This window comes from Micrococcus luteus (assembly GCF_022664405.1).
Lineage (GTDB): Bacteria > Actinomycetota > Actinomycetes > Actinomycetales > Micrococcaceae > Micrococcus > Micrococcus luteus.
This window is the reverse complement of record NZ_JAKRLB010000006.1, coordinates 36,868-54,962: the sequence shown is the minus strand read 5'-3', so window position 1 is coordinate 54,962 and position 18,095 is coordinate 36,868. Positions and strand designations below refer to the sequence as shown.

Sequence of the window (18,095 nt, the reverse complement as noted above, 5' to 3'; positions counted from 1 at the left end):
CTATTCCTCGCCCGTCTGATGCTCCCCGGACCGACCGCCGTGCACCTCGGCGGGCAGCTCGTCCACCGGGGCGACGACGACGTCCTGCAGCTTCCAGTCCAGGGCGGCGATCGCGTCCCGTAGCGCGCAGCAGCGGCCCACCGTCACGTCCGCCCCCTCGTGCGGCACCACGAACATCTCGACGTGGAACACGTGGCCCTCATCCCGGACGCGGGCGCCCGCATGGCGCACCCACGGCTCCGCCCAGGCGACCCGCTCGGCACGGTCGATGAGCGGGTGCGGCCGGGCGCCGTCGATCGTGGCGGCGCGGCGATCCGCCAGGTTCGTGACGGCCTCCTTGAGGTTCTTCCAGCCGTCCAGCACGATGCTCACGCCCACGAAGATCGCCGCAGCGGAGTCCGCCCACCACCAGCCCAGGCCGATGCCGGCCACGCCGACGATGGTCGCCACGCCCGTCTGCCAGTCCGCCTTGTTCATGTCCGCGTCCGCGTACAGCACGCGGTCGTGGAGCTGCTCGGCCAGCTTGAGCTTCTTGTGGCCGAGGATCATGGGCCCGGGCACGGACAGGGCCATCACGGCCATCATGAACCAGCCCTGCCACACGGTGTGCCCGAACAGGTCGAACGTGCCGATGGGCGGGTGCTCCGCCGTCACCAGGCCCAGCACGGAGTCGCCGACGAGGACCACGCCCATCACGGACAGGGCGACGGCGGCCACGAGGTGCCCCACCCCGACGGACCGGTGAGAGCCGTAGGGCCGGGCCCGCGTCGGGGCCATGCGGGCCACGCGCAGGGCGACGAGGAACACGATCGGTGGGATCAGGGAGAGCAGGTCCTCGATCCACGCGGCCCGCATGGCCTGCGAGGAGCCCATCACGATCGCCACGAGGACGATCGTGACCACGATCACCCCCAGCGTCGCCCATTCGAGCCGCTTGGCCTGCTGGACCACGCGCTCGATCTCCGGGGGCAGCTCCGTGGCGCCGAACCGGCGCCCGCTCGGCCCCGTCTCCCGGGTGTCCCGCCGCGTCATCGGGCCTCCTCCGCTGCGCGCTGGTCGAAGTACGCCTCGAGGGCCGTGAGCATCTGATTCTCACCCAGGGGCACGGCCATCACGAGCTTCACCGGCTCGCCGTCCGGGCCCTCCGCCTCGGCGTAGTCGCGGGTGATGCTCGCGTGCGACGTCCACGGGGACGCCGAGGTCAGGCCACCGGCTACCAGGTCCATGTCACCCTTCTCCAGCGCGGTCATGAGCGCCTCCTCCCCGGCCACGGTCCACTCGACGCGTGCGTCGTGCGCCGCCGCGAAGCCGCGGATCAGGTCGGGCTCGGGGCCGACGGGCTCGGCGCCCGAGGCGTCCACGTGGGGCGGGTGGTGCACGACGCCGGCGCGCAGCACCCCGCCCGTGACGCGGTCCAGGGTGCCGTCCGGGTCGGCGGGGTAGCCGGAGGAGGTGCAGGCGGTGAACCCGAGGGCGGCGCCCCCGAGCAGGCCCGCCAGGGCGGCCCGACGGGTGATGGTCATCGTCCTCATTCCGTGGGCGAGTGCGAGCGGTGCCCGGCGTTGCCGAGGCCTTCGGCGCCGTCGAGATGGTCGAGCACGAGGCGGACCGCCTCCCGGGCGTCGGTGGTCTCGGACCAACCGGTCGCGGCGCGCAGGGCCGTGGTGTCCATGATGGGCGCTGCCGCGGCCATGTCCACCCACCCCGGGTCGGTGGGCTGCAGCCGTGCCCGGTAGGTCAGCGCCGCGGCCGCTCGGAACAGGCCCACGGGCAGCTCCAGGATGCGGCGCGCCCCGAGGACGGTGCCCATGGTGTGCGCGTCCAGCACGGGGTCGGCGGCCACATTGAAGGCCCCGCCCGCCCGGTGGGCGATCACGCGCCAGTACGCGTCCGCCACGTCCTGGGCCGTGAGCGCCTGGAATCGCAGGCCCCGCGGGAAGGGGAGCACCGGAGTGCGCAGGCGGGCGACCAGCCGGGCGGGGACGAGGTCGCCCAGGAAGTAGTCCTTGATCTCGGGCCCGGCCGCGGACTGGAAGATCAGCCCGGGGCGCAGCCGGGTCACCAGCAGCTCCGGGTGCTCGGCCTGCACGCGGTCGAGGATCGACTCGACCTCGGCCTTCTGCGCGGCGTAGTGCGAGGTGGGGACCCCGGTGGTGGGATGGGACTCGGCCACGGCGCGGCCCTTCGGCCCGGGCCCGTACGCGCCCACCGAGGACGCGTAGACCAGGTGGGGCACACCCGCCTCGGCCACGGCCCGGAACACCCGCTCGTTGCCGACCACGTTGACGGCGCGCAGGTGGTCGCGGTCGCGGTTGGGGCGGATCACCCACACCAGGTCGACGACGGCGTCGGCGCCGGCGACGATCTCGCGCAGCCGCCCCGCCGCCGTGGGCTCCGCGACGTCCAGGCGGTGCCACTCGACGCCGTCGTAGGGCGCTCCGGCCCGGTCCGGGCCGCGCCGGCTCACGCCCACGATCGAGCTCACCTCGTCCGCGGCCTGGAGGCGGTGCAGGACAGCGGTGCCGACGTTGCCCGTCGCGCCCAGGACGACGATCCTCACGGCTTCAGGACCACCTTGATGCAGCCGTCCTCCTTCTTCTGGAACGTCTCATAGAGGGCGGGCGCGTCCTCGAGCGGGGCGGTGTGCGTGGTCAGGTCGAGCACGCCGAGGGGGTCGGACGGGTCGTCGAGCAGGGGCAGCAGGTCGTCCACCCAGCGACGGACGTTGCACTGGCCCATCGTCAGGGTGACCTGCTTGTCGAACAGGGTGAGCATCGGCATCGGGTCCTTCATGCCGCCGTAGACCCCGGAGAGCGACACCGTGCCGCCACGCCGGACCGCGTCGATCGCGGTGTGGAGGGCGCTCAGGCGGTCGACGCCGGCGGTCTTCATGGCCGCCCGGCCGAGCGCGTCGGGCAGCAGGCCCACGGCGGTGTGGGCCGCATGCCCCGCCGGGGAGGCGTGCGCCTCCATGCCGACCGCGTCCACGACCCCGTCGGGGCCGCGGCCGCTGGTGCGCTCGCGGAGCACCTCGGCCTCGCCGCCGTCGGCGTCCAGGACCTCGATGCCGTGCCGGGCCGCCATCGCGCGGCGCTCGGGGACCGGGTCGACGCCGATCACCCGGTACCCCAGGTGCACGCCGATGCGTGCCGCCAGCTGGCCGATGGGGCCGAGGCCGAGCACCGCGAGCGTGCCGCCGTCGGGGACGTTCGCGTACTGGACCCCCTGCCAGGCGGTGGGGACGACGTCCGAGAGGAACAGCCACTGCTCATCCGGGCCGGTGTGCGGCACCTTCACGGGGCCGTAGTCCGCGTGGGGCACGCGCAGCAGCTCGGCCTGCCCGCCGGGGACGGAGCCGTAGAGCCGGGAGTAGCCGAAGAGTGCGGCGCCGGAGCCCTGCTCCCGCACCTGGGTGGTCTCGCACTGGGACTGCAGCCCGCGCTGACACATCCAGCACCGCCCGCAGGAGATGGTGAAGGGCACGACCACCCGGTCACCGGGCCGGATGTGGGTGACCTCGGACCCGACCTCGCGGACGATGCCCATCGGCTCGTGGCCGATCACGTCCCCCGCGTCCATGAACGGCCCCAGGACCTCGTACAGATGCAGGTCCGACCCGCAGATGCCGGTCGAGGTGACCTCGATGATCGCGTCCGTCGGCTCCTGGATCCGAGGATCCGGGACGTCCTCGACGGTGACGTTGCGCTTTCCCTGCCATGTGAGTGCTCGCATGGTGGGACCGTAGCCGCGCCGGGCGGGCCGGCGGAAGCCTGGAGGCGCGGCGGGGCGGCAACCTCGCCGGGGGAGCGGCCGCTCAGCCGGTGCGGCCGTCCAGCGACGCGCGGGTGCGGGCGGCGGCGTCCAGCACGACGGCGCGCAGCGGGGCCACCGCGTCATCCGCGTCCTCACCCGCGGCCGGCGGGCCGGCCAGGGCCTGTGCCTCCACGCGACGCTGACGCGCGGCGCCGCCGTCGTCGATCATCGCCTGGACGCCGGCGAGCTCCGCCGCGCAGCCCAGCCGCTCGGCGACCGGGGTCAGTCGCTCGATCTCCGCCGGCAGGTGCTCCGCCAGCGGGACCTGGGTGCCCCGGGCGTCCACGATCACGGTGGCGTCCATGCCGTACCGGGCGGCGCGCCACTTGTTCTCCTGCACGTGCCACGGCGGCAGGACCTCGACCGTCTCACCGCGCTCCAGGCTCGCGGACAGGTCATCCACGAGGCACTGCGTGTAGGCGGTCACGGCGGCGATCTCCTCGAGCGTGGCCAGGCCGTCGCACGCGCGCATCTCCACCGTGCCCAGGCGGGGCACGGCCCGCACGTCCCAGCGGCACTCGGTGACGTCCGCGATCATGCCCACCTGCTCCATCTGGGCCACGCAGCGCTCGAAGCCCTCCCACTCCTGGAACTGGAACGGCAGGCCGGCCGTGGGCAGCTGCTGGAACAGGAGGGTGCGCTGGGACTGGTAGCCCGTGTCCGTGCCCGCCCAGAAGGGGGACGAGGCCGAGAGTGCGAGCAGGTGCGGCACGCGGTTGACCAGGCCGTTCACCACCGGCATGGCCTTGGAGACGTCGTCCAGGCCCACGTGCACGTGCACGCCGAAGATCAGCAGCTGCCGACCCCAGTACTGGGTGAGATCCAGCATGCGGTCGTAGCGCTCGCTGGGCGTCGAGGGCTGCGCGATCGCGTCCGCGAACGGGTGCGTGCCCTGGCAGAACAGGGAGATGCCCCGCTCGGCCGCGGCGTCCGCCACACGCGCGGCGATCCGGCCGAGGTCCGCCGTCGCGGCGTCGACGCGCTCGTGCACACCCGTGACGAGCTCCACCGTGTTCTGCAGGAGCTCGCTGGTCATGTGCGGGTTCACGTCGTCCTCGGCGAGGCCCTCGGTCACATGCAGGGCGCGCAGCAGGTCTGGGGCCTCGGAGCGCAGCTCGCCGGACACGGCGTCCACGAGCGCGAGCTCCCACTCGATTCCGAGAGTGGACTGCGCGGAGTCGGCGAAGGGCAGAGTCATGCCGCCCATCCTAGAAGCCCCTGCCGGGTCTGCGCCCGGTGTCCACGCTTCGGACCTAGGGTGGGGCGCATGGCCCGTCCCCGCCCCGCCTCCCGCTCGCCGCGCCCCACGGCCGCGGCCTCGGAGGCGGACGCCACCGCCCTGGCCCCCGTCCTCGAGGCGGAGGGCCGGGCCCTCCTCGACTCCCTCGCCGGGTACCGGGAGGCCGACGCGCTCGCGGTCTCCTCCCGCCTACGTGCGGCCGGGCATCCGCCCGAGCGCGTGGCCGCCGCGCTGACCCAGGCCGCGCTGCGGTCCCGGGCGGAGGCCCGTCTCGGGCCGGAGGCGCGCCGGATGCTGTTCACCCGCGACGGCCTGGAGCAGGCCACCCGCCCGCTGGTCGCGGGCCTGCACGCGGACCGGCTGGCGGCCGCGGGCGCCCGACGCGTCGCCGACCTCGGCTGCGGTCTCGGCCTGGACGCGCGCGCCTTCGCCGACCGGGGCCTGGACGTCGTGGCGGTGGAGCGGGACGCCGTCGTCGCCGCGGCCGCCGAGGTGAACCTCGCCGGCCACCGCGGTGCGCGTGTGGTGCACGGCGACGCCGTGGCCTGGGCCCGCGCCCACGTGCCCGCCGAGGCGGACGCGGTGTGGCTGGACCCCGCCCGCCGTCAGGTCGGCGGGGGCGGGTCCGCGCGCGTGTTCGACCCCGAGGCGTTCTCCCCGCCCCTGAGCGTCGTGACGGACATCGCCGCGACGGGCGTGCCGGTCGGGGTCAAGCTCGGCCCGGGGCTCCCGCACGAGGCCGTGCCGGAGGGCGCCGAGGCCGAGTGGGTGAGCGTCGACGGCGACGTCGTGGAGGCCGCCCTGTGGTTCAACGCGGCGGCCCGCCCCGGGGTGCGGCGGGCGGCGCGCGTCATGACCGTCCATGGCGGGGAGACGACGACGGCGCAGCTCGTCTCCGGCGCGGACTTCGGCGACTCGCCCGAGGTCGAGGCCGTGGGGGAGGAGGGCATGGCAGGGCTCGTCGGCGCGGTCCTGCACGAGCCGGACGGCGCGGTCATCCGGGCCGGACTCGTGACGGACCTGGCCGCGTCCTGGCCCGTGCCGACGCGGCAGCTGGACCCCCACCTGGCCTACCTCGTCGCGCCCGAGCCGGTGCGGGACGGCCTGGCCCGCGCCCATCGGATCGAGGCGGTGCGCGGCTTCCACCTGGCCTCCCTGCGGCGCTGGGCGAAGGAGACCGGGGTGGGCCGGCTGGACGTGAAGAAGCGGGGCATCCGCGAGACGCCCGAGGAGGTCCGTCGCGCCGTCCTCGGCGGGACGAAGCCGGGCCGGCGTGGCGGGGCCGGACGGCACGCCACCCTCGTGCTGGCGCGCGTGGGTCGGTCGCGGTTCGCCCTCGAGGTGACGCCGTTGGACTGACGGGGCTCGAGGCCGCGGGCCCCGGGCGGCGGGAGCCGTCGAACCCCCGTTGGGGGATTACGGCACCCTCGTGTACGGTATTCGACTGAGGCAAGGCTCACCTCCACGGGAGCGCGCCCACCACCCCGACTGCTCATCCCGGGGCAGCCCCGCCGCCCAGAAGGAGAACCATGCCGCGTTCCGTCAGCGCCCCCCGCCTCGCCCGTCTCGCCCTGACCTCGGTGGCGGCCCTCGCCCTCGTCGGCTGCTCCGCCGGCGGCGCGGCCACGGGCTCGTCCTCCGCGAGCGCCTCCGGCGAGTCCTCGGCCTCCGCGAGCGCCTCCGGCGAGTCCTCGGCCTCCGCGAGCGCCTCCGGCGAGTCCTCGGCCTCCGCGAGCGCCGCCGGCGGCTCCTCGGCCGCCTCGGGCGGCATCGCGGCCGGGGTCACCGTCACCGACATGTCCGGCGCCGAGGTCACCCTGCCGGAGGAGGTCGACTCCGTCATCGCCACGGACAACCGCACCTTCCGCACGCTGGACGACTGGGGCGTCGAGCTGTCGGCCGCGCCGAAGCAGATCATGTACAAGGGCGAGGGCGGGCCCTCCTACCTCCAGGACGACTCGGTCGCCGACATCGGCAACCACCGGGAGCCGGACATGGAGCTGTTCGTCACCGCCGAGCCGGACGTCGTGTTCAACGGCCAGCGGTTCAACGAGCGCAAGGCCGAGATCGACGAGCTGACCGGCGACGCCGCCGTCGTGGACACGGACTTCGACGTCACGCAGACCCCCATGGACGAGGGCCTGAAGGAGCTGACCACCCTGCTGGGCGAGGCCACCGGCCACGAGGCCGATGCCGAGAAGCTCATCGCCGACTTCGACGCCGCCACCCAGCGCGCCAAGGACGCCTACGACCCCGAGCAGACCGTCATGGGCCTCATCGCCTCGGGCGGCGAACTGTCGTACGTCGCGCCCAGCACCGGTCGCGCCATCGGCCCGTTCTTCGACATGCTGGAGCTGACCCCGGCCCTCGAGCAGTCGGGCACCGACAACCACCAGGGCGACGACATCTCCGTCGAGGCCATCGCGAAGTCGAACCCGGACTGGCTGATCGTCATGGACCGCGACGCCGCCATCGGCGAGGAGAACGCCACCGCCGCCGAGCTGATCGAGCGCTCCGAGGCCCTCCAGGACGTGACCGCGGTGAAGGAGGGCAACATCGTCTACCTGCCCGCCGACTTCTACGTCGCCGAGGACATCCAGAACCACACCACCGTCATGGAGGACCTCGCGAAGGCCTTCGAAGGCGCGCAGTGACTCTCGACGTGCGTCACCACGTCGCCGACGCCCCGCCCCGGCTCGAGGAGCCGGGGCGGGGCGACCGCGTGTGCTGGGTCCCGCCCGCCGTCCTGCGGCCCGAGCGCACCCGCTGGCAGCGCACCTGGCCGCTGCTGGTCGGCGTCGTGGTGACCGCGGCCCTCATCGTGGTCTCGCTGTTCGTGGGCGTGTACGACGTCGGCGCGGAGGGCGGACGCGAGATGTTCGCCATCACGCGCGTGCCGCGCACGGTCGCCCTCGTGCTGGCCGGCGCCTCGATGGCGATGTGCGGGCTGATCATGCAGCTCATGACGCAGAATCGCTTCGTGGAGCCCAGCACCACGGGCACCACCGAGTGGGCCGGTCTCGGCTTATTGGTGACCATGGTGCTCGTGCCGGGGGCGGGCCTGGTGACCCGGATGGCCGGGGCCATCCTCTTCGCCTTCGTCGGCACCCTCGTGTTCTTCCTCTTCCTGCGGCGTGTGCGCCTGCAGTCCTCCCTCATCGTGCCGATCGTGGGCATCATGCTCGGCGCCGTCGTGGGCGCCGCCTCGACGTTCCTCGCCCTCCAGACGGACATGCTGCAGCAGGTGGGCGCGTGGTTCGCCGGCTCGTTCACCTCCGTGGTCCGCGGCCGGTATGAGCTGCTCTTCCTCGTGCTGATCGTGTGCGTGGCGGTCTTCGTCATCGCGGACCGCTTCACCGTGGCCGGCCTCGGCAAGGACGTCGCCACGAACGTCGGCCTCAACTACGACGCCGTGATCCTCACCGGCGTGGCCATGGTGGCCGTGGCCACCGGCGTGGTCACCGTGGTGATCGGGGCCCTCCCGTTCCTGGGGCTCGTGGTCCCCAACCTCGTGTCCATGGTCCGTGGCGACAACCTGCGCACGAATCTGCCCTGGGTGGTCATGGTCGGCGTGTGGATCGTGATTGTCTGCGACCTGATCGGGCGCACCGTGATCGCCCCGTTCGAGGTGCCCATCTCGCTGATCCTGGGCCTCGTGGGCGCGATCGTGTTCCTCGCCCTGCTGCTGAGGCAGGCCAAGCATGGTTGAGCCGCTCGCGACCGCCCCGGGTCGCCTCCCCGCCCCGCTCGGCGGCGCCACCGCCGCCGGGCCCGTCGACGCCGACGCCCCGCGCCGGTCCGGCGCGTTCGTCACCGCCGCCGACCGCCGGAGGTATGCGGTCGTCGTCGCGGTGCTGGCCGCCGTCGCCGTGCTCTCCACCGCCGGGGTCCTGCTGTGGGGCAACGAGGCCGAGCCCGGCTCGCGCGCGTTCTGGATGATCGCGCGGATGCGCGTGGAGTCCCTGGGCGTGATCGGCATCGTGGCGCTGTGCCACTCCTTCGCGACCGTCAGCTTCCACACGGTGACGGGCAACCGCATCATCACGCCCTCGATCATGGGGTTCGAGGCGCTCTACACCGCCGTGTCGACCGCCGCCGTGTACGTGCTGGGGGCCGCGGGCGTCGCGGTGCTGACCGGGGTGGGACCGTTCCTCGCCCAGGCCGCGCTCATGGTGGCGCTGGCGACGGCCCTGTACTCGTGGCTGCTCTCCCGGCCCTACGGCAGCGTCCATCTGATGCTGCTCGTGGGCGTGGTGCTGGGCGGCGGGCTGGCCGCGCTGAGCACGTTCATGCAGCGACTGCTGGACCCGAACTCGTTCGACCTGCTGAGCGCGCGGCTCTTCGGCAACATCTCCAACGCCCGGACCGAGTACGTGGCGATCGCCGCGCCCATCGCCGTCGTCGTGTGCGCGCTGCTGTGGCTGCGCTCCCGCCGCCTGAACACGGTGGCGCTCGGCGCCGACGCCGCGACCAACCTGGGCCTGCACCACCGGCGCGAGCTCATGGTGACGCTGCTGCTGGTCTCCGTGCTGATGGCCATGACCACCGCGCTCGTGGGCCCGATGACGTTCCTCGGGTTCCTCGTGGCGACGCTGGCGTACAGCCTCGTCGACACCCACGACCACCGGTTCATCCTCCCGGTGGCGGCGCTGGCCGGGTACGCGGTGCTCACGAGCGCCTACTTCGTGCTGCGGCACGTGTTCTACGCGGGGGGTGCGGTCACGGTGGTCATCGAGCTGATCGGCGGCATCACCTTCCTGGTCGTCGTGATGAGAAAGGGACGTCTGTGATCGAGCTGCGCGGCGTGGTGAAGCGCCACAGCGATGAGGTGTGCATCGGACCCGTGGACCTGGACATCCAGGCCGGGGGAGTGACCGCGCTCGTGGGGCCCAACGGGGCGGGCAAGTCCACGCTGCTGACGATGATCGGCCGGCTGCAGGACGCCGACGCCGGGACGATCGCCGTGGGCGGGCACGACATCACCACGACGCCGTCCCGGAAGATCGCGCAGACCCTGTCCATCCTGCGGCAGGAGAACCACTTCGTGACGCGGCTGACCGTGCGGCAGCTCGTGGGGTTCGGGCGTTACCCGTACACGCGCGGCCGGCTGACCCTGGAGGACGAGCGGCACGTGTCCGACGCGATCGACTTCCTCAACCTCGGCCCGTTCGAGAACCGGTACCTCGACCAGCTCTCGGGCGGCCAGCGGCAGCGGGCGTACGTGGCGATGGTGCTGGCGCAGAACACCGAGTACGTGCTGCTGGACGAGCCGCTGAACAACCTGGACATGCAGCACTCGGTGCAGATGATGCAGCAGCTGCGCCGGGCCGCCGACGAGCTGGGCCGGACCGTGGTGATCGTGCTGCACGACATCAACTTCGCCGCCCACTACGCCGACCGGATCGTGGCCATGGGCGACGGCCAGGTGGTGGAGACCGGCACCCCGGCCGAGATCCTGTGCCCTGAGGTGCTGGAGCGGATCTTCAAGACCCCCTGCAGCGTGGTGGACGGACCGCACGGGCCGCTGGCCGTGTACTACTGAGCGGGGCGACGGTGAGGTCGGCCCGGGTCGGTCCGGGCGGGGGTCGGGTGCCCGGCCGACGCGAGCGTTCCGTGGGCAGAACCCGCCGGGTCTCGCCTTCCGGGGGCAGAACCCGCGTGTTTCCAGGTTCCGTGGGCAGAAGCACCCTCGCTTCTGCCCACGGAACCCCTGCGCATGGACGGCAGGGCCATACGCGACGACGACGTCAGGCATCCCAGCCGTTCGAGACCTGTGCCCGTCGTCTGAGGACGGCCTCGATCACCCGCTCGTATCCCTCGCCGACGTCCCGGCTCGTGACGTGCAGGGTCATCTGCCCACGCTCCGCGTAGTACTGGTCTCGCCGGGCGTCCCGGGCGTGTTGCTCGGCACTCCGGTGCACCTCGCCGTCGTACTGGAGGACGAGCCGGCAGTCCTCGAACCACAGATCGGCCTCGGGGGCGTCCCGCCGCCCGGGGTCGAACACGTGCTGCAGCGTCGGCTCGCCCAGCCCCGCCTCGACGAGCGCCAGCCTCAGCCGGGTCTCCTGCGGCGAGTCGGCACCCACCCGTACGCGCTCGAGCGCCGCCGTCGCCCGCGGTCTTCCGACGAACCGCCCGAGCGGCCGCATCGCCTCGTGCAGCGCGGTGACCGTGGTGATGGGAGGCCGCCGGCCGCGCGGGGACCAGGGGTGACGGACCAGGTGGTCACCCGCCGACACGAGGGATGCCTCGTCCCAGGGGTGGCCGATCGAGCACAGATCGAGCCAGGTCCGTTCCGGCGTCGTCACCCGTAGCCCGAGCACGGAGGTGACGTGGCCGGCGGGCAGGGGTCTTCGGTGCTCCATGACGCCGGGGATCCGCGCCCGTGCGGTGCCGCGGTGCAACGTGATCTCGACGGCGGCGCGTCGCGTGGCCCCGCCCGGGGGAAGCGGGAGGCCGTGGAGGTGCGCCGCCGTCTCGTGGGAGAGAACGGCGTCGGGACGGGACCGCAGGAGGGCGGTCAGCAGGTCGAGGCCGACCCCGTGGTGCGGCGGCGGGAGCCCGGCAGACTCCCAGGTGCGCAGCGGCATGTCACGGCGACGGTGGATGCCGCGGGCGAGGCGGAGGACGTCGGACCGCCGCACCCGGCTGGGCGGCAGACCGCGTTCGAGCACGTCGCGGGTGGTGAAGACGGGGACGAGGGGGAGATCGGGGGCGAAGGACATGGGTCGACCTTGACGCGGTCGGCCTGACGACGGCCGGGCGGGCCGCGTGTCTGTGCACACCGGCGCGGGGTGGGCCGGCTGTGCAGGACTCGGCGGCGGCCGGTTGTCCCGCCGGGACGACGTCGTCATGGCTCGGTGGGCAGAACTGCGAGGAGTTCCGCCCACGCAACATCCGTGGGCAGAAGAGAGGGCGCTTCTGCCCACGGAGATCGAAAACCTGCGGATGCTGCCCACGCGACGGGCGGGGGTGCGGTTTCTGCCCACGGAGGGTGGCGAGGGGGGAGGGTGGGGAGTGGGGGAGGGACAGGTTGCGGGCCGCAGTCGCAACCACTCCGCGTGCTCTTGGGCTCGGAACCCGCCCCACCCGCCGCCCCACGGTGCCCCACCGCACCGCGCCCCACGCCTCCGCCCGCGGCGGACGGCGGGGACACGGCTGGCACTCATGTTGAAGGAGTGCCAGAACCCGGAGTAGAGTCGGCACTGGCACTCGGGGGTACCGGGTGCCAATGCCCGAGGTGGACCGTCCGGCACCGCGACGACGGAGGGTCTGACGCCCGTGGCGCACCCGCAGACCACAGCATCAGCGGACCGGCGAGCCCGCCGGAGCCGCACGTCGACGAAGAAGGAGTGTGCAGCATGTCTGTCTCCATCAAGCCCCTCGAGGATCGCATCGTTGTCCGCCCCCTGGAGGCCGAGCAGACCACCGCGTCGGGCCTCGTGATCCCGGACACCGCCAAGGAGAAGCCGCAGGAGGGCCAGGTCGTGGCCGTGGGCCCGGGCCGGGTCGCCGAGAACGGCAACCGCGTGCCCGTCGACGTCGCCGAGGGTGACGTGGTGCTGTACTCCAAGTACGGCGGCACCGAGGTCAAGGTCGGCGGCGAGGAGTACCTGGTGCTCTCCGCCCGCGACGTGCTGGCCGTCGTCGCCAAGTGACCCCGCCGCGACGGGCCCGGTGAGCGGCGCGCACCGCACCGGTGCGCGCGCCCCGGGCCCCTCGCGTCCCCGCACCCCCTGACTCCCTGAACGAAAGGAGCGTCCGTCATGGTCAAGCAGCTGGCTTTCAACGACGACGCACGCCGCGCCCTCCAGGCCGGCATCGACAAGCTCGCCGACACCGTCAAGGTCACCCTCGGCCCCAAGGGCCGCAACGTGGTGCTCGACAAGGCGTGGGGCGCCCCCACCATCACCAACGACGGCGTCACGATCGCCCGTGAGGTGGAGCTGGAGGACCCGTACGAGAACATGGGCGCCCAGCTCGCCAAGGAGGTCGCCACCAAGACCAACGACATCGCGGGCGACGGCACCACCACCGCCACCGTGCTGGCCCAGGCGCTCGTGAACGAGGGCATGCGCCAGGTCGCCGCCGGCGCCGCGCCGGGCGAGGTCAAGAAGGGCATCGAGGTGGCCGTGGCCGCCGTCGAGCAGCGCCTGCAGGAGAACGCCCGCCCGGTCGAGGGCCAGGAGGTGGCCCACGTGGCCGCCATCTCGGCCCAGAACGACGAGGTCGGCGAGTTGCTGGCCCGCGCGTTCGACACGGTCGGCACCGACGGCGTCATCACCATCGAGGAGTCCTCCACGACCTCCACCGAGCTGGACGTCACCGAGGGCATGCAGTTCGACAAGGGCTTCCTTTCCCCGTACATGGTCACCGACGCCGAGCGTCAGGAGGCCGTGCTCGAGGACGCCTACGTCCTGATCAACTCGGGCAAGATCTCCAACGTGCAGGAGCTGCTGCCCCTGCTGGAGAAGGTCCTGCAGGCCAACAAGCCGCTGTTCGTGATCGCCGAGGACGTCGAGGGTGAGGCCCTGTCCACCCTCGTGGTGAACAAGATCCGCGGCACCCTGAACGTCGTGGCCGTCAAGGCCCCGGGCTTCGGCGACCGCCGCAAGGCCATGATGCAGGACATCGCGATCCTCACCGGCGCCCAGGTCGTCTCCCCGGACCTCGGCATGAAGCTCGAGCAGGCCGACCTGGACGTGCTCGGCTCCGCCCGCCGCATCACCGTCACCAAGGACGAGACCACCATCGTCGACGGCGGCGGTGCGGCCGAGGACGTCGAGGCCCGGGTCGCCCAGATCAAGGCCGAGTCCGCCGCGACCGACTCCGACTGGGACCGCGAGAAGCTCCAGGAGCGCCTCGCCAAGCTCTCCGGCGGCATCGGCGTGATCCGCGTGGGCGCCGCCACCGAGGTGGAGCTCAAGGAGCGCAAGCACCGCATCGAGGACGCCGTGTCCTCGACCCGCGCCGCCCTCGAGGAGGGCATCGTGGCCGGCGGCGGCACCGCGCTCATCAACGCGCTGACCGCGCTCGACACCGACGCCGACGTCCAGGCCCTGACCGGCGACGCCGCCGTGGGCGTGGACATCGTCCGCAAGGCCCTGAAGCAGCCGCTGCGCTGGATCGCCCAGAACGCGGGCGAGGACGGCTACGTGGTGGTCTCCAAGGTCGCCGAGCTGGAGCCGAACCACGGCTTCAACGCGAAGACCGGCGTCTACGGCGACCTGATCGCCGACGGCGTGATCGACCCGGTCAAGGTGACCCGCTCCGCGCTGGCCAACGCCGCCTCCATCGCGGCCCTCGTGCTGACCACCGAGACCCTCGTGGCGGACAAGCCCGCCGAGGAGGACGAGGCCGACCACCAGCACTGACGCCTCCGTCGGCCCTGACGCGGCCGGTCGACGACGGCCCCTCGCCCGCCCGGGTGGGGGGCCGTCGTCGTGCGGGCGGGAGACGACCGCCGTCCGGGGCGCCCTCTATGGTGTGCCCATGGACACACCCACGCCGCCCCGTCCCACCCGGTCCCACACGACCCGGACCCCGGCCCGGCCACGGCTGCGCCGCTTCGTCCGCGAGTTCTCCTATCCGCACGGCATCCACCCGGCCCTCGTGCCGGGCGTGTCCGTGGAGGACCGCCGGGTGCGCTACGGCGTGGACCGGGTGATCCTCGCCGTCGTCGGCCTGCTGGTGGTCGGCTTCGTGGTGTGGGGCGTGCTGCAGCCGGACGCCGTGCTGGCCGTCTCGAGCGCGGCCCTCGACTGGGTGATGCTCCACGCCGGCTGGCTGTTCGCCCTGCTGGCCATCGGGATGGTGGTGTTCCTGCTCGTCTTGGCGTTCTCCCGGTACGGCGAGATCCCGCTGGGCCTGGACGGGGAGAAGCCGGAGTACTCCACGGCGAGCTGGTCGGCCATGCTCTTCGCGGCCGGCATCGGCATCGGCATCATCTTCTTCGGCCCGTACGAGCCGCTGACCTACTACCTGGCCCCGCGCCCGGGGGCGTACGAGGCGGGGAGCGAGGAGGCGGTGACGGGCGCGCTGGCCCAGGCCGCGCTGCACTGGGGCGTGAACGCGTGGGCGATCTACGCGATCGTCGGTCTGTCGGTCGGCTACGTGTCCTACCGCCGGGGCCGGGTGCCGCTGATGAGCTCGATCATCGCGCCGCTGTTCGGCGACTCCCAGCGCAGCGACTCGGTCGGCGCGCGCCTGATCGACGGGCTCGCGATCATCGCCACACTGTTCGGCACGGCGGCCTCGCTGGGCATCGGCGCCCTGCAGATCGGCCGCGGCGTGGAGATCGTCTCGGGCTGGTCGGCGCCGGGGAACACGGTGGCGCTGGGGATCATCGTGGTGCTCACGATCGGCACCATCTTCTCGGCGGTGTCCGGTGTGGCCCGCGGCATCCGGTGGCTGTCCAACATCAACATGCTGCTCGCCCTCGGCCTGGCGCTGTTCTTCTTCGTCGTCGGCCCGACGGCGTTCCTGCTGAACATCGTGCCCGGCGTCCTGATGGACTACGTCTCCTCCGCCCCGGACGCCCTCGGCGCCTCGATGGCCCAGGGGGAGGACATGCAGGAGTTCCTCTCCAGCTGGACGATCTTCTACTGGGCGTGGTGGGTCAGCTGGGCCCCGTTCGTGGGCGTGTTCATGGCGAAGATCTCGAAGGGTCGGACCATCCGCCAGTACGTCCTCGGGGCCCTGTTCATCCCGGCCGCGGTGATCGTCGGCGCGTTCACGATCATCGGCGGCACCACCATCTGGCTGCAGCGGACCCAGGGCTCCGTGGCGCCGGACGGCACAGCCGCGTCGCTGCCCGCGCCGGCGGAGATCTTCTGGGTGGTCCTGGACCAGCTGCCCGGCGGCGGGCTGGTGGCCCCGGTCGTGATCGTCATGCTGGCGGTCTTCTTCATCACGACGGCGGACTCCGCCTCGATCGTGAATTCGCAGCTCTCGCAGCGCGGCGCCCCGGCCCCGCGCCGCACGATCACGGTGTTCTGGGCACTGTGCATGGCGGGCATCGCGGTCGTGATGCTGCTGACCGGCGGCGACACCGCGCTCACCGGCCTGCAGAACCTCATCACCATCACGGCGCTGCCGTTCACCGTGGTGCTCGTCCTCATGGCGGTCGCGCTCCAGCGCGAACTGGCCAACGACCCCTTCGCGATCCGTGACCGGTACCAGCGGGCCGCCGTCGAGAAGGCGACGGTGCGGGGCCTGGTGGAGTACGGGGACGACTTCGCGTTCGCGGTGGAGCGCACCCCGCCGGGCAGCTGGTACGCGGCCGGCGAGGGATTCGACTCCACCGCCGCGGAGATCACCGACTGGTACCGCCGCACGGACGAGGACGGGAACCCCGTGGACTACGACTACGTGCTGGGCGAGTACCTGGACGAGGGGGACGGGGACAGCGCGGACGGGCCCGCCGGAGCAGGCCCGTCCGGCCGCTGACTCAGGCGCGCGGCTCCGGGGTGCCGACGAGCTGGGCGCGGGAGTCGGCGGTCGCGTGGGCGCGGGCCTCGACGATCTCCTCCTCGTCCTCGCCGAAGATGTCGCCGCGTGGGGCGTCGTAGCGGTCCCGGTCGAGGATGCCCTCCTGGGAGGCCACGAGCGCGGGGATGAGGGCCTGGCCGGACACGTTGAGGGCGGTGCGGCCCATGTCCACGATCGGGTCGACGGCCAGGAGCAGGGCCATGCCCTCGAGGGGCAGCCCGGCGGTGGACAGCGTGAGCGTGAGCATCACGGTGGCGCCGGTGGTGCCGGCGGTCGCGGCCGAGCCCAGCACGGACACGAGTGCCACGAGGGCGTACTGGCTCAGGCTCATGTCGATCCCGTAGAACTGGGCGATGAACACCGCGGCCACGGCCGGGTAGATCGCGGCGCAGCCGTCCATCTTGGTGGTGGCGCCCAGCGGGACGGCGAAGGAGGCGTAGCCGGTGGGCACGCCGAAGTTGCGCTCGGCCACCCGCTGGGTGACGGGCAGCGTGCCGAGGGAGGAGCGGGAGACGAAGCCGAGCTGGAACGCCGGCCACACGCCGGTGAAGAACTGCTTGACGGAGAGCCCGTGCAAGCGCGCCAGCACCGGGTACACCACGAGCATCACGAGGGCCAGGCCCACGTAGATCGCCACCACGAACTTGGCCAGCGTGCCCATCGTGGACCAGCCGTACGAGGCCACGGCGTTGCCCAGCAGGCCGATGGTGCCGATCGGGGCCAGGCGGATGATCCACCACAGCAGCTTCTGGATGATCGCGAGCACCGAGCGGGAGAACGTGAGGAACGGGGCGGCCTTCTCGCCGACCTTGAGCGCGGCCACGCCCACGACGATCGCGATCACGAGGATCTGCAGCACGTTGAACGTGGGGGAGGAGGCCAGCGCGCCGTCCTCGCCCGCCGTGGTCTTGACGGTCAGGCCGAGGAAGTTCGCCGGCACCAGGGAGGTCAGGAAGTCGAGCCAGCCGACGTCCTTGGCCTGGTACGACGCCGGCGCGGTCTGGCCGGTGCCCACGCCCGGCTGCAGCACGACGCCGACGGCGAGGCCGATGAGCACCGCGATCAGGCTCGTGATGGCGAACCACAGCAGGGTCTTGGCGGCCAGGCGGGCCGCGTTGGTCACCTGGGCCAGGTTGGCGATGGAGGCGACGACGGCGAAGAAGACCAGCGGGACGACCGCGGCCTTCAGCAGGCTGATGTAGATGCTGCCGACGGTGGCCAGCGTCTCGCCGAGCCAGGTCGGGTGCTCGGAGGTGTGCCCCGTCGCGCGGGCGATCAGGCCCAGGACGAGGCCGAGGACGAGGGCGGCGGCGATCTGCCAGCCGAAGTTCGACGTCCAGGCGGGGAGCCGGCGTCGGGGCGCCGGTGCGGGGGAGGACTGTGCGGTGCTCATCCGGGGAGGTTAGGCGGTCCAATACCATGACGCCGAAACGGATTGCTCCATGTGACGTCGTGGTGACGTCCGTCTCGCCCCCGCGTGGCCCAGCGCGGGGGTCCTGTGATGTGGCCCGCACCCGGGTCGCCGGTTTGGCCCCCGGGCATAGAATCGCGG

15 protein-coding genes are annotated in these 18,095 nt (G+C 72.7%); 8 read left to right on the top strand and 7 right to left on the bottom strand.

From position 1 onward, the window contains the following. The 5 genes from MF605_RS04090 to MF605_RS04070 form a co-directional block, all read right to left on the bottom strand. The gene (locus tag MF605_RS04090) at window positions 1-1,032 is read right to left on the bottom strand and encodes a cation diffusion facilitator family transporter (protein ID WP_044659438.1); all 1,032 of its coding nucleotides are present in this window, start codon (window positions 1,030-1,032) and stop codon (window positions 1-3) included. Continuing rightward, window positions 1,029-1,523 (bottom strand): transglycosylase SLT domain-containing protein, encoded by a 495-nt coding sequence (locus MF605_RS04085; protein ID WP_061867101.1) that lies wholly within the window; start codon window positions 1,521-1,523, stop codon window positions 1,029-1,031. Before MF605_RS04085 ends, MF605_RS04090 begins: the two co-directional genes overlap by 4 nt. A gap of 5 nt (window positions 1,524-1,528) precedes the next feature. Next, the gene (locus MF605_RS04080) at window positions 1,529-2,560 is read right to left on the bottom strand and encodes an NAD-dependent epimerase/dehydratase family protein (protein ID WP_060973710.1); all 1,032 of its coding nucleotides are present in this window, start codon (window positions 2,558-2,560) and stop codon (window positions 1,529-1,531) included. Beyond that, window positions 2,557-3,732, bottom strand: a complete 1,176-nt coding sequence (locus MF605_RS04075) for an alcohol dehydrogenase catalytic domain-containing protein (protein ID WP_134416856.1) — start codon at window positions 3,730-3,732, stop codon at window positions 2,557-2,559. The genes MF605_RS04080 and MF605_RS04075 overlap by 4 nt, the downstream gene beginning before the upstream one ends. An 82-nt stretch (window positions 3,733-3,814) precedes the next feature. Beyond that, on the bottom strand, window positions 3,815-5,011 hold the full coding sequence (locus MF605_RS04070; protein WP_134416857.1) for a glutamate--cysteine ligase: 1,197 nt from the start codon (window positions 5,009-5,011) through the stop codon (window positions 3,815-3,817). Window positions 5,012-5,080: 69 nt separating this feature from the next. Between MF605_RS04070 and MF605_RS04065 the strand changes: the two genes are divergently transcribed. The 5 genes from MF605_RS04065 to MF605_RS04045 all read left to right on the top strand — a co-directional run bounded on the left by MF605_RS04065 (window position 5,081) and on the right by MF605_RS04045 (window position 10,595). After that, a complete protein-coding gene (locus MF605_RS04065; protein ID WP_134416858.1) occupies window positions 5,081-6,412 on the top strand; it encodes a class I SAM-dependent methyltransferase in 1,332 nt (443 codons plus the stop codon). 170 nt (window positions 6,413-6,582) lie between these two features. Then, a complete protein-coding gene (locus tag MF605_RS04060) occupies window positions 6,583-7,707 on the top strand; it encodes a siderophore ABC transporter substrate-binding protein (protein ID WP_134416859.1) in 1,125 nt (374 codons plus the stop codon). Then, window positions 7,704-8,762, top strand: a complete 1,059-nt coding sequence (locus tag MF605_RS04055) for an ABC transporter permease (protein WP_084776545.1) — start codon at window positions 7,704-7,706, stop codon at window positions 8,760-8,762. Before MF605_RS04060 ends, MF605_RS04055 begins: the two co-directional genes overlap by 4 nt. Then, window positions 8,755-9,843 carry an iron chelate uptake ABC transporter family permease subunit gene (locus tag MF605_RS04050; protein ID WP_044659445.1) on the top strand — a complete coding sequence of 363 codons (1,089 nt, stop codon included), beginning with the start codon at window positions 8,755-8,757 and terminating at the stop codon, window positions 9,841-9,843. The genes MF605_RS04055 and MF605_RS04050 overlap by 8 nt, the downstream gene beginning before the upstream one ends. Continuing rightward, window positions 9,840-10,595 carry an iron ABC transporter ATP-binding protein gene (locus MF605_RS04045; protein ID WP_036315901.1) on the top strand — a complete coding sequence of 252 codons (756 nt, stop codon included), beginning with the start codon at window positions 9,840-9,842 and terminating at the stop codon, window positions 10,593-10,595. The genes MF605_RS04050 and MF605_RS04045 overlap by 4 nt, the downstream gene beginning before the upstream one ends. Before the next feature lie 205 nt (window positions 10,596-10,800). Here MF605_RS04045 and MF605_RS04040 read toward each other — a convergent pair whose 3' ends face one another. Further along, window positions 10,801-11,778 (bottom strand): hypothetical protein, encoded by a 978-nt coding sequence (locus tag MF605_RS04040; protein WP_134416860.1) that lies wholly within the window; start codon window positions 11,776-11,778, stop codon window positions 10,801-10,803. Window positions 11,779-12,414: 636 nt separating this feature from the next. On the opposite strand from MF605_RS04040, the gene groES reads away from it, so the two are divergent. The 3 genes from groES to MF605_RS04025 all read left to right on the top strand — a co-directional run bounded on the left by groES (window position 12,415) and on the right by MF605_RS04025 (window position 16,501). Beyond that, the gene (gene groES, locus MF605_RS04035) at window positions 12,415-12,711 is read left to right on the top strand and encodes a co-chaperone GroES (RefSeq protein ID WP_044659448.1); all 297 of its coding nucleotides are present in this window, start codon (window positions 12,415-12,417) and stop codon (window positions 12,709-12,711) included. 108 nt (window positions 12,712-12,819) lie between these two features. Continuing rightward, entirely contained in the window at window positions 12,820-14,427 is a 1,608-nt protein-coding gene (gene groL / locus MF605_RS04030) for a chaperonin GroEL (RefSeq protein WP_134416861.1), read from the top strand. Window positions 14,428-14,545: 118 nt separating this feature from the next. Then, window positions 14,546-16,501, top strand: coding sequence for a BCCT family transporter (locus MF605_RS04025; RefSeq protein WP_134416862.1), 1,956 nt, complete (start codon window positions 14,546-14,548; stop codon window positions 16,499-16,501). A 1-nt stretch (window position 16,502) separates the two neighbouring features. Here the strand turns inward: MF605_RS04025 and MF605_RS04020 are convergent, their stop codons facing one another. Further along, window positions 16,503-17,936 carry a dicarboxylate/amino acid:cation symporter gene (locus tag MF605_RS04020; RefSeq protein WP_060973979.1) on the bottom strand — a complete coding sequence of 478 codons (1,434 nt, stop codon included), beginning with the start codon at window positions 17,934-17,936 and terminating at the stop codon, window positions 16,503-16,505. Window positions 17,937-18,095 lie beyond the last annotated feature (159 nt).

Excerpts from the sequence above, each read along its gene's own strand:
- MF605_RS04085 (WP_061867101.1), bottom strand. The coding sequence starts at position 1,523 with ATGACCATCACCCGTCGGGCCGCCCTGGCGGGCCTGCTCGGGGGCGCC.
- MF605_RS04070 (WP_134416857.1), bottom strand. The coding sequence starts at position 5,011 with ATGACTCTGCCCTTCGCCGACTCCGCGCAGTCCACTCTCGGAATCGAG.
- MF605_RS04025 (WP_134416862.1), top strand. The coding sequence starts at position 14,546 with ATGGACACACCCACGCCGCCCCGTCCCACCCGGTCCCACACGACCCGG.
- MF605_RS04060 (WP_134416859.1), top strand. The coding sequence starts at position 6,583 with ATGCCGCGTTCCGTCAGCGCCCCCCGCCTCGCCCGTCTCGCCCTGACC.
- groES (WP_044659448.1), top strand. The coding sequence starts at position 12,415 with ATGTCTGTCTCCATCAAGCCCCTCGAGGATCGCATCGTTGTCCGCCCC.
- MF605_RS04065 (WP_134416858.1), top strand. The coding sequence starts at position 5,081 with ATGGCCCGTCCCCGCCCCGCCTCCCGCTCGCCGCGCCCCACGGCCGCG.
- groL (WP_134416861.1), top strand. The coding sequence starts at position 12,820 with ATGGTCAAGCAGCTGGCTTTCAACGACGACGCACGCCGCGCCCTCCAG.
- MF605_RS04040 (WP_134416860.1), bottom strand. The coding sequence starts at position 11,778 with ATGTCCTTCGCCCCCGATCTCCCCCTCGTCCCCGTCTTCACCACCCGC.
- MF605_RS04020 (WP_060973979.1), bottom strand. The coding sequence starts at position 17,936 with ATGAGCACCGCACAGTCCTCCCCCGCACCGGCGCCCCGACGCCGGCTC.
- MF605_RS04075 (WP_134416856.1), bottom strand. The coding sequence starts at position 3,732 with ATGCGAGCACTCACATGGCAGGGAAAGCGCAACGTCACCGTCGAGGAC.
- MF605_RS04050 (WP_044659445.1), top strand. The coding sequence starts at position 8,755 with ATGGTTGAGCCGCTCGCGACCGCCCCGGGTCGCCTCCCCGCCCCGCTC.
- MF605_RS04090 (WP_044659438.1), bottom strand. The coding sequence starts at position 1,032 with ATGACGCGGCGGGACACCCGGGAGACGGGGCCGAGCGGGCGCCGGTTC.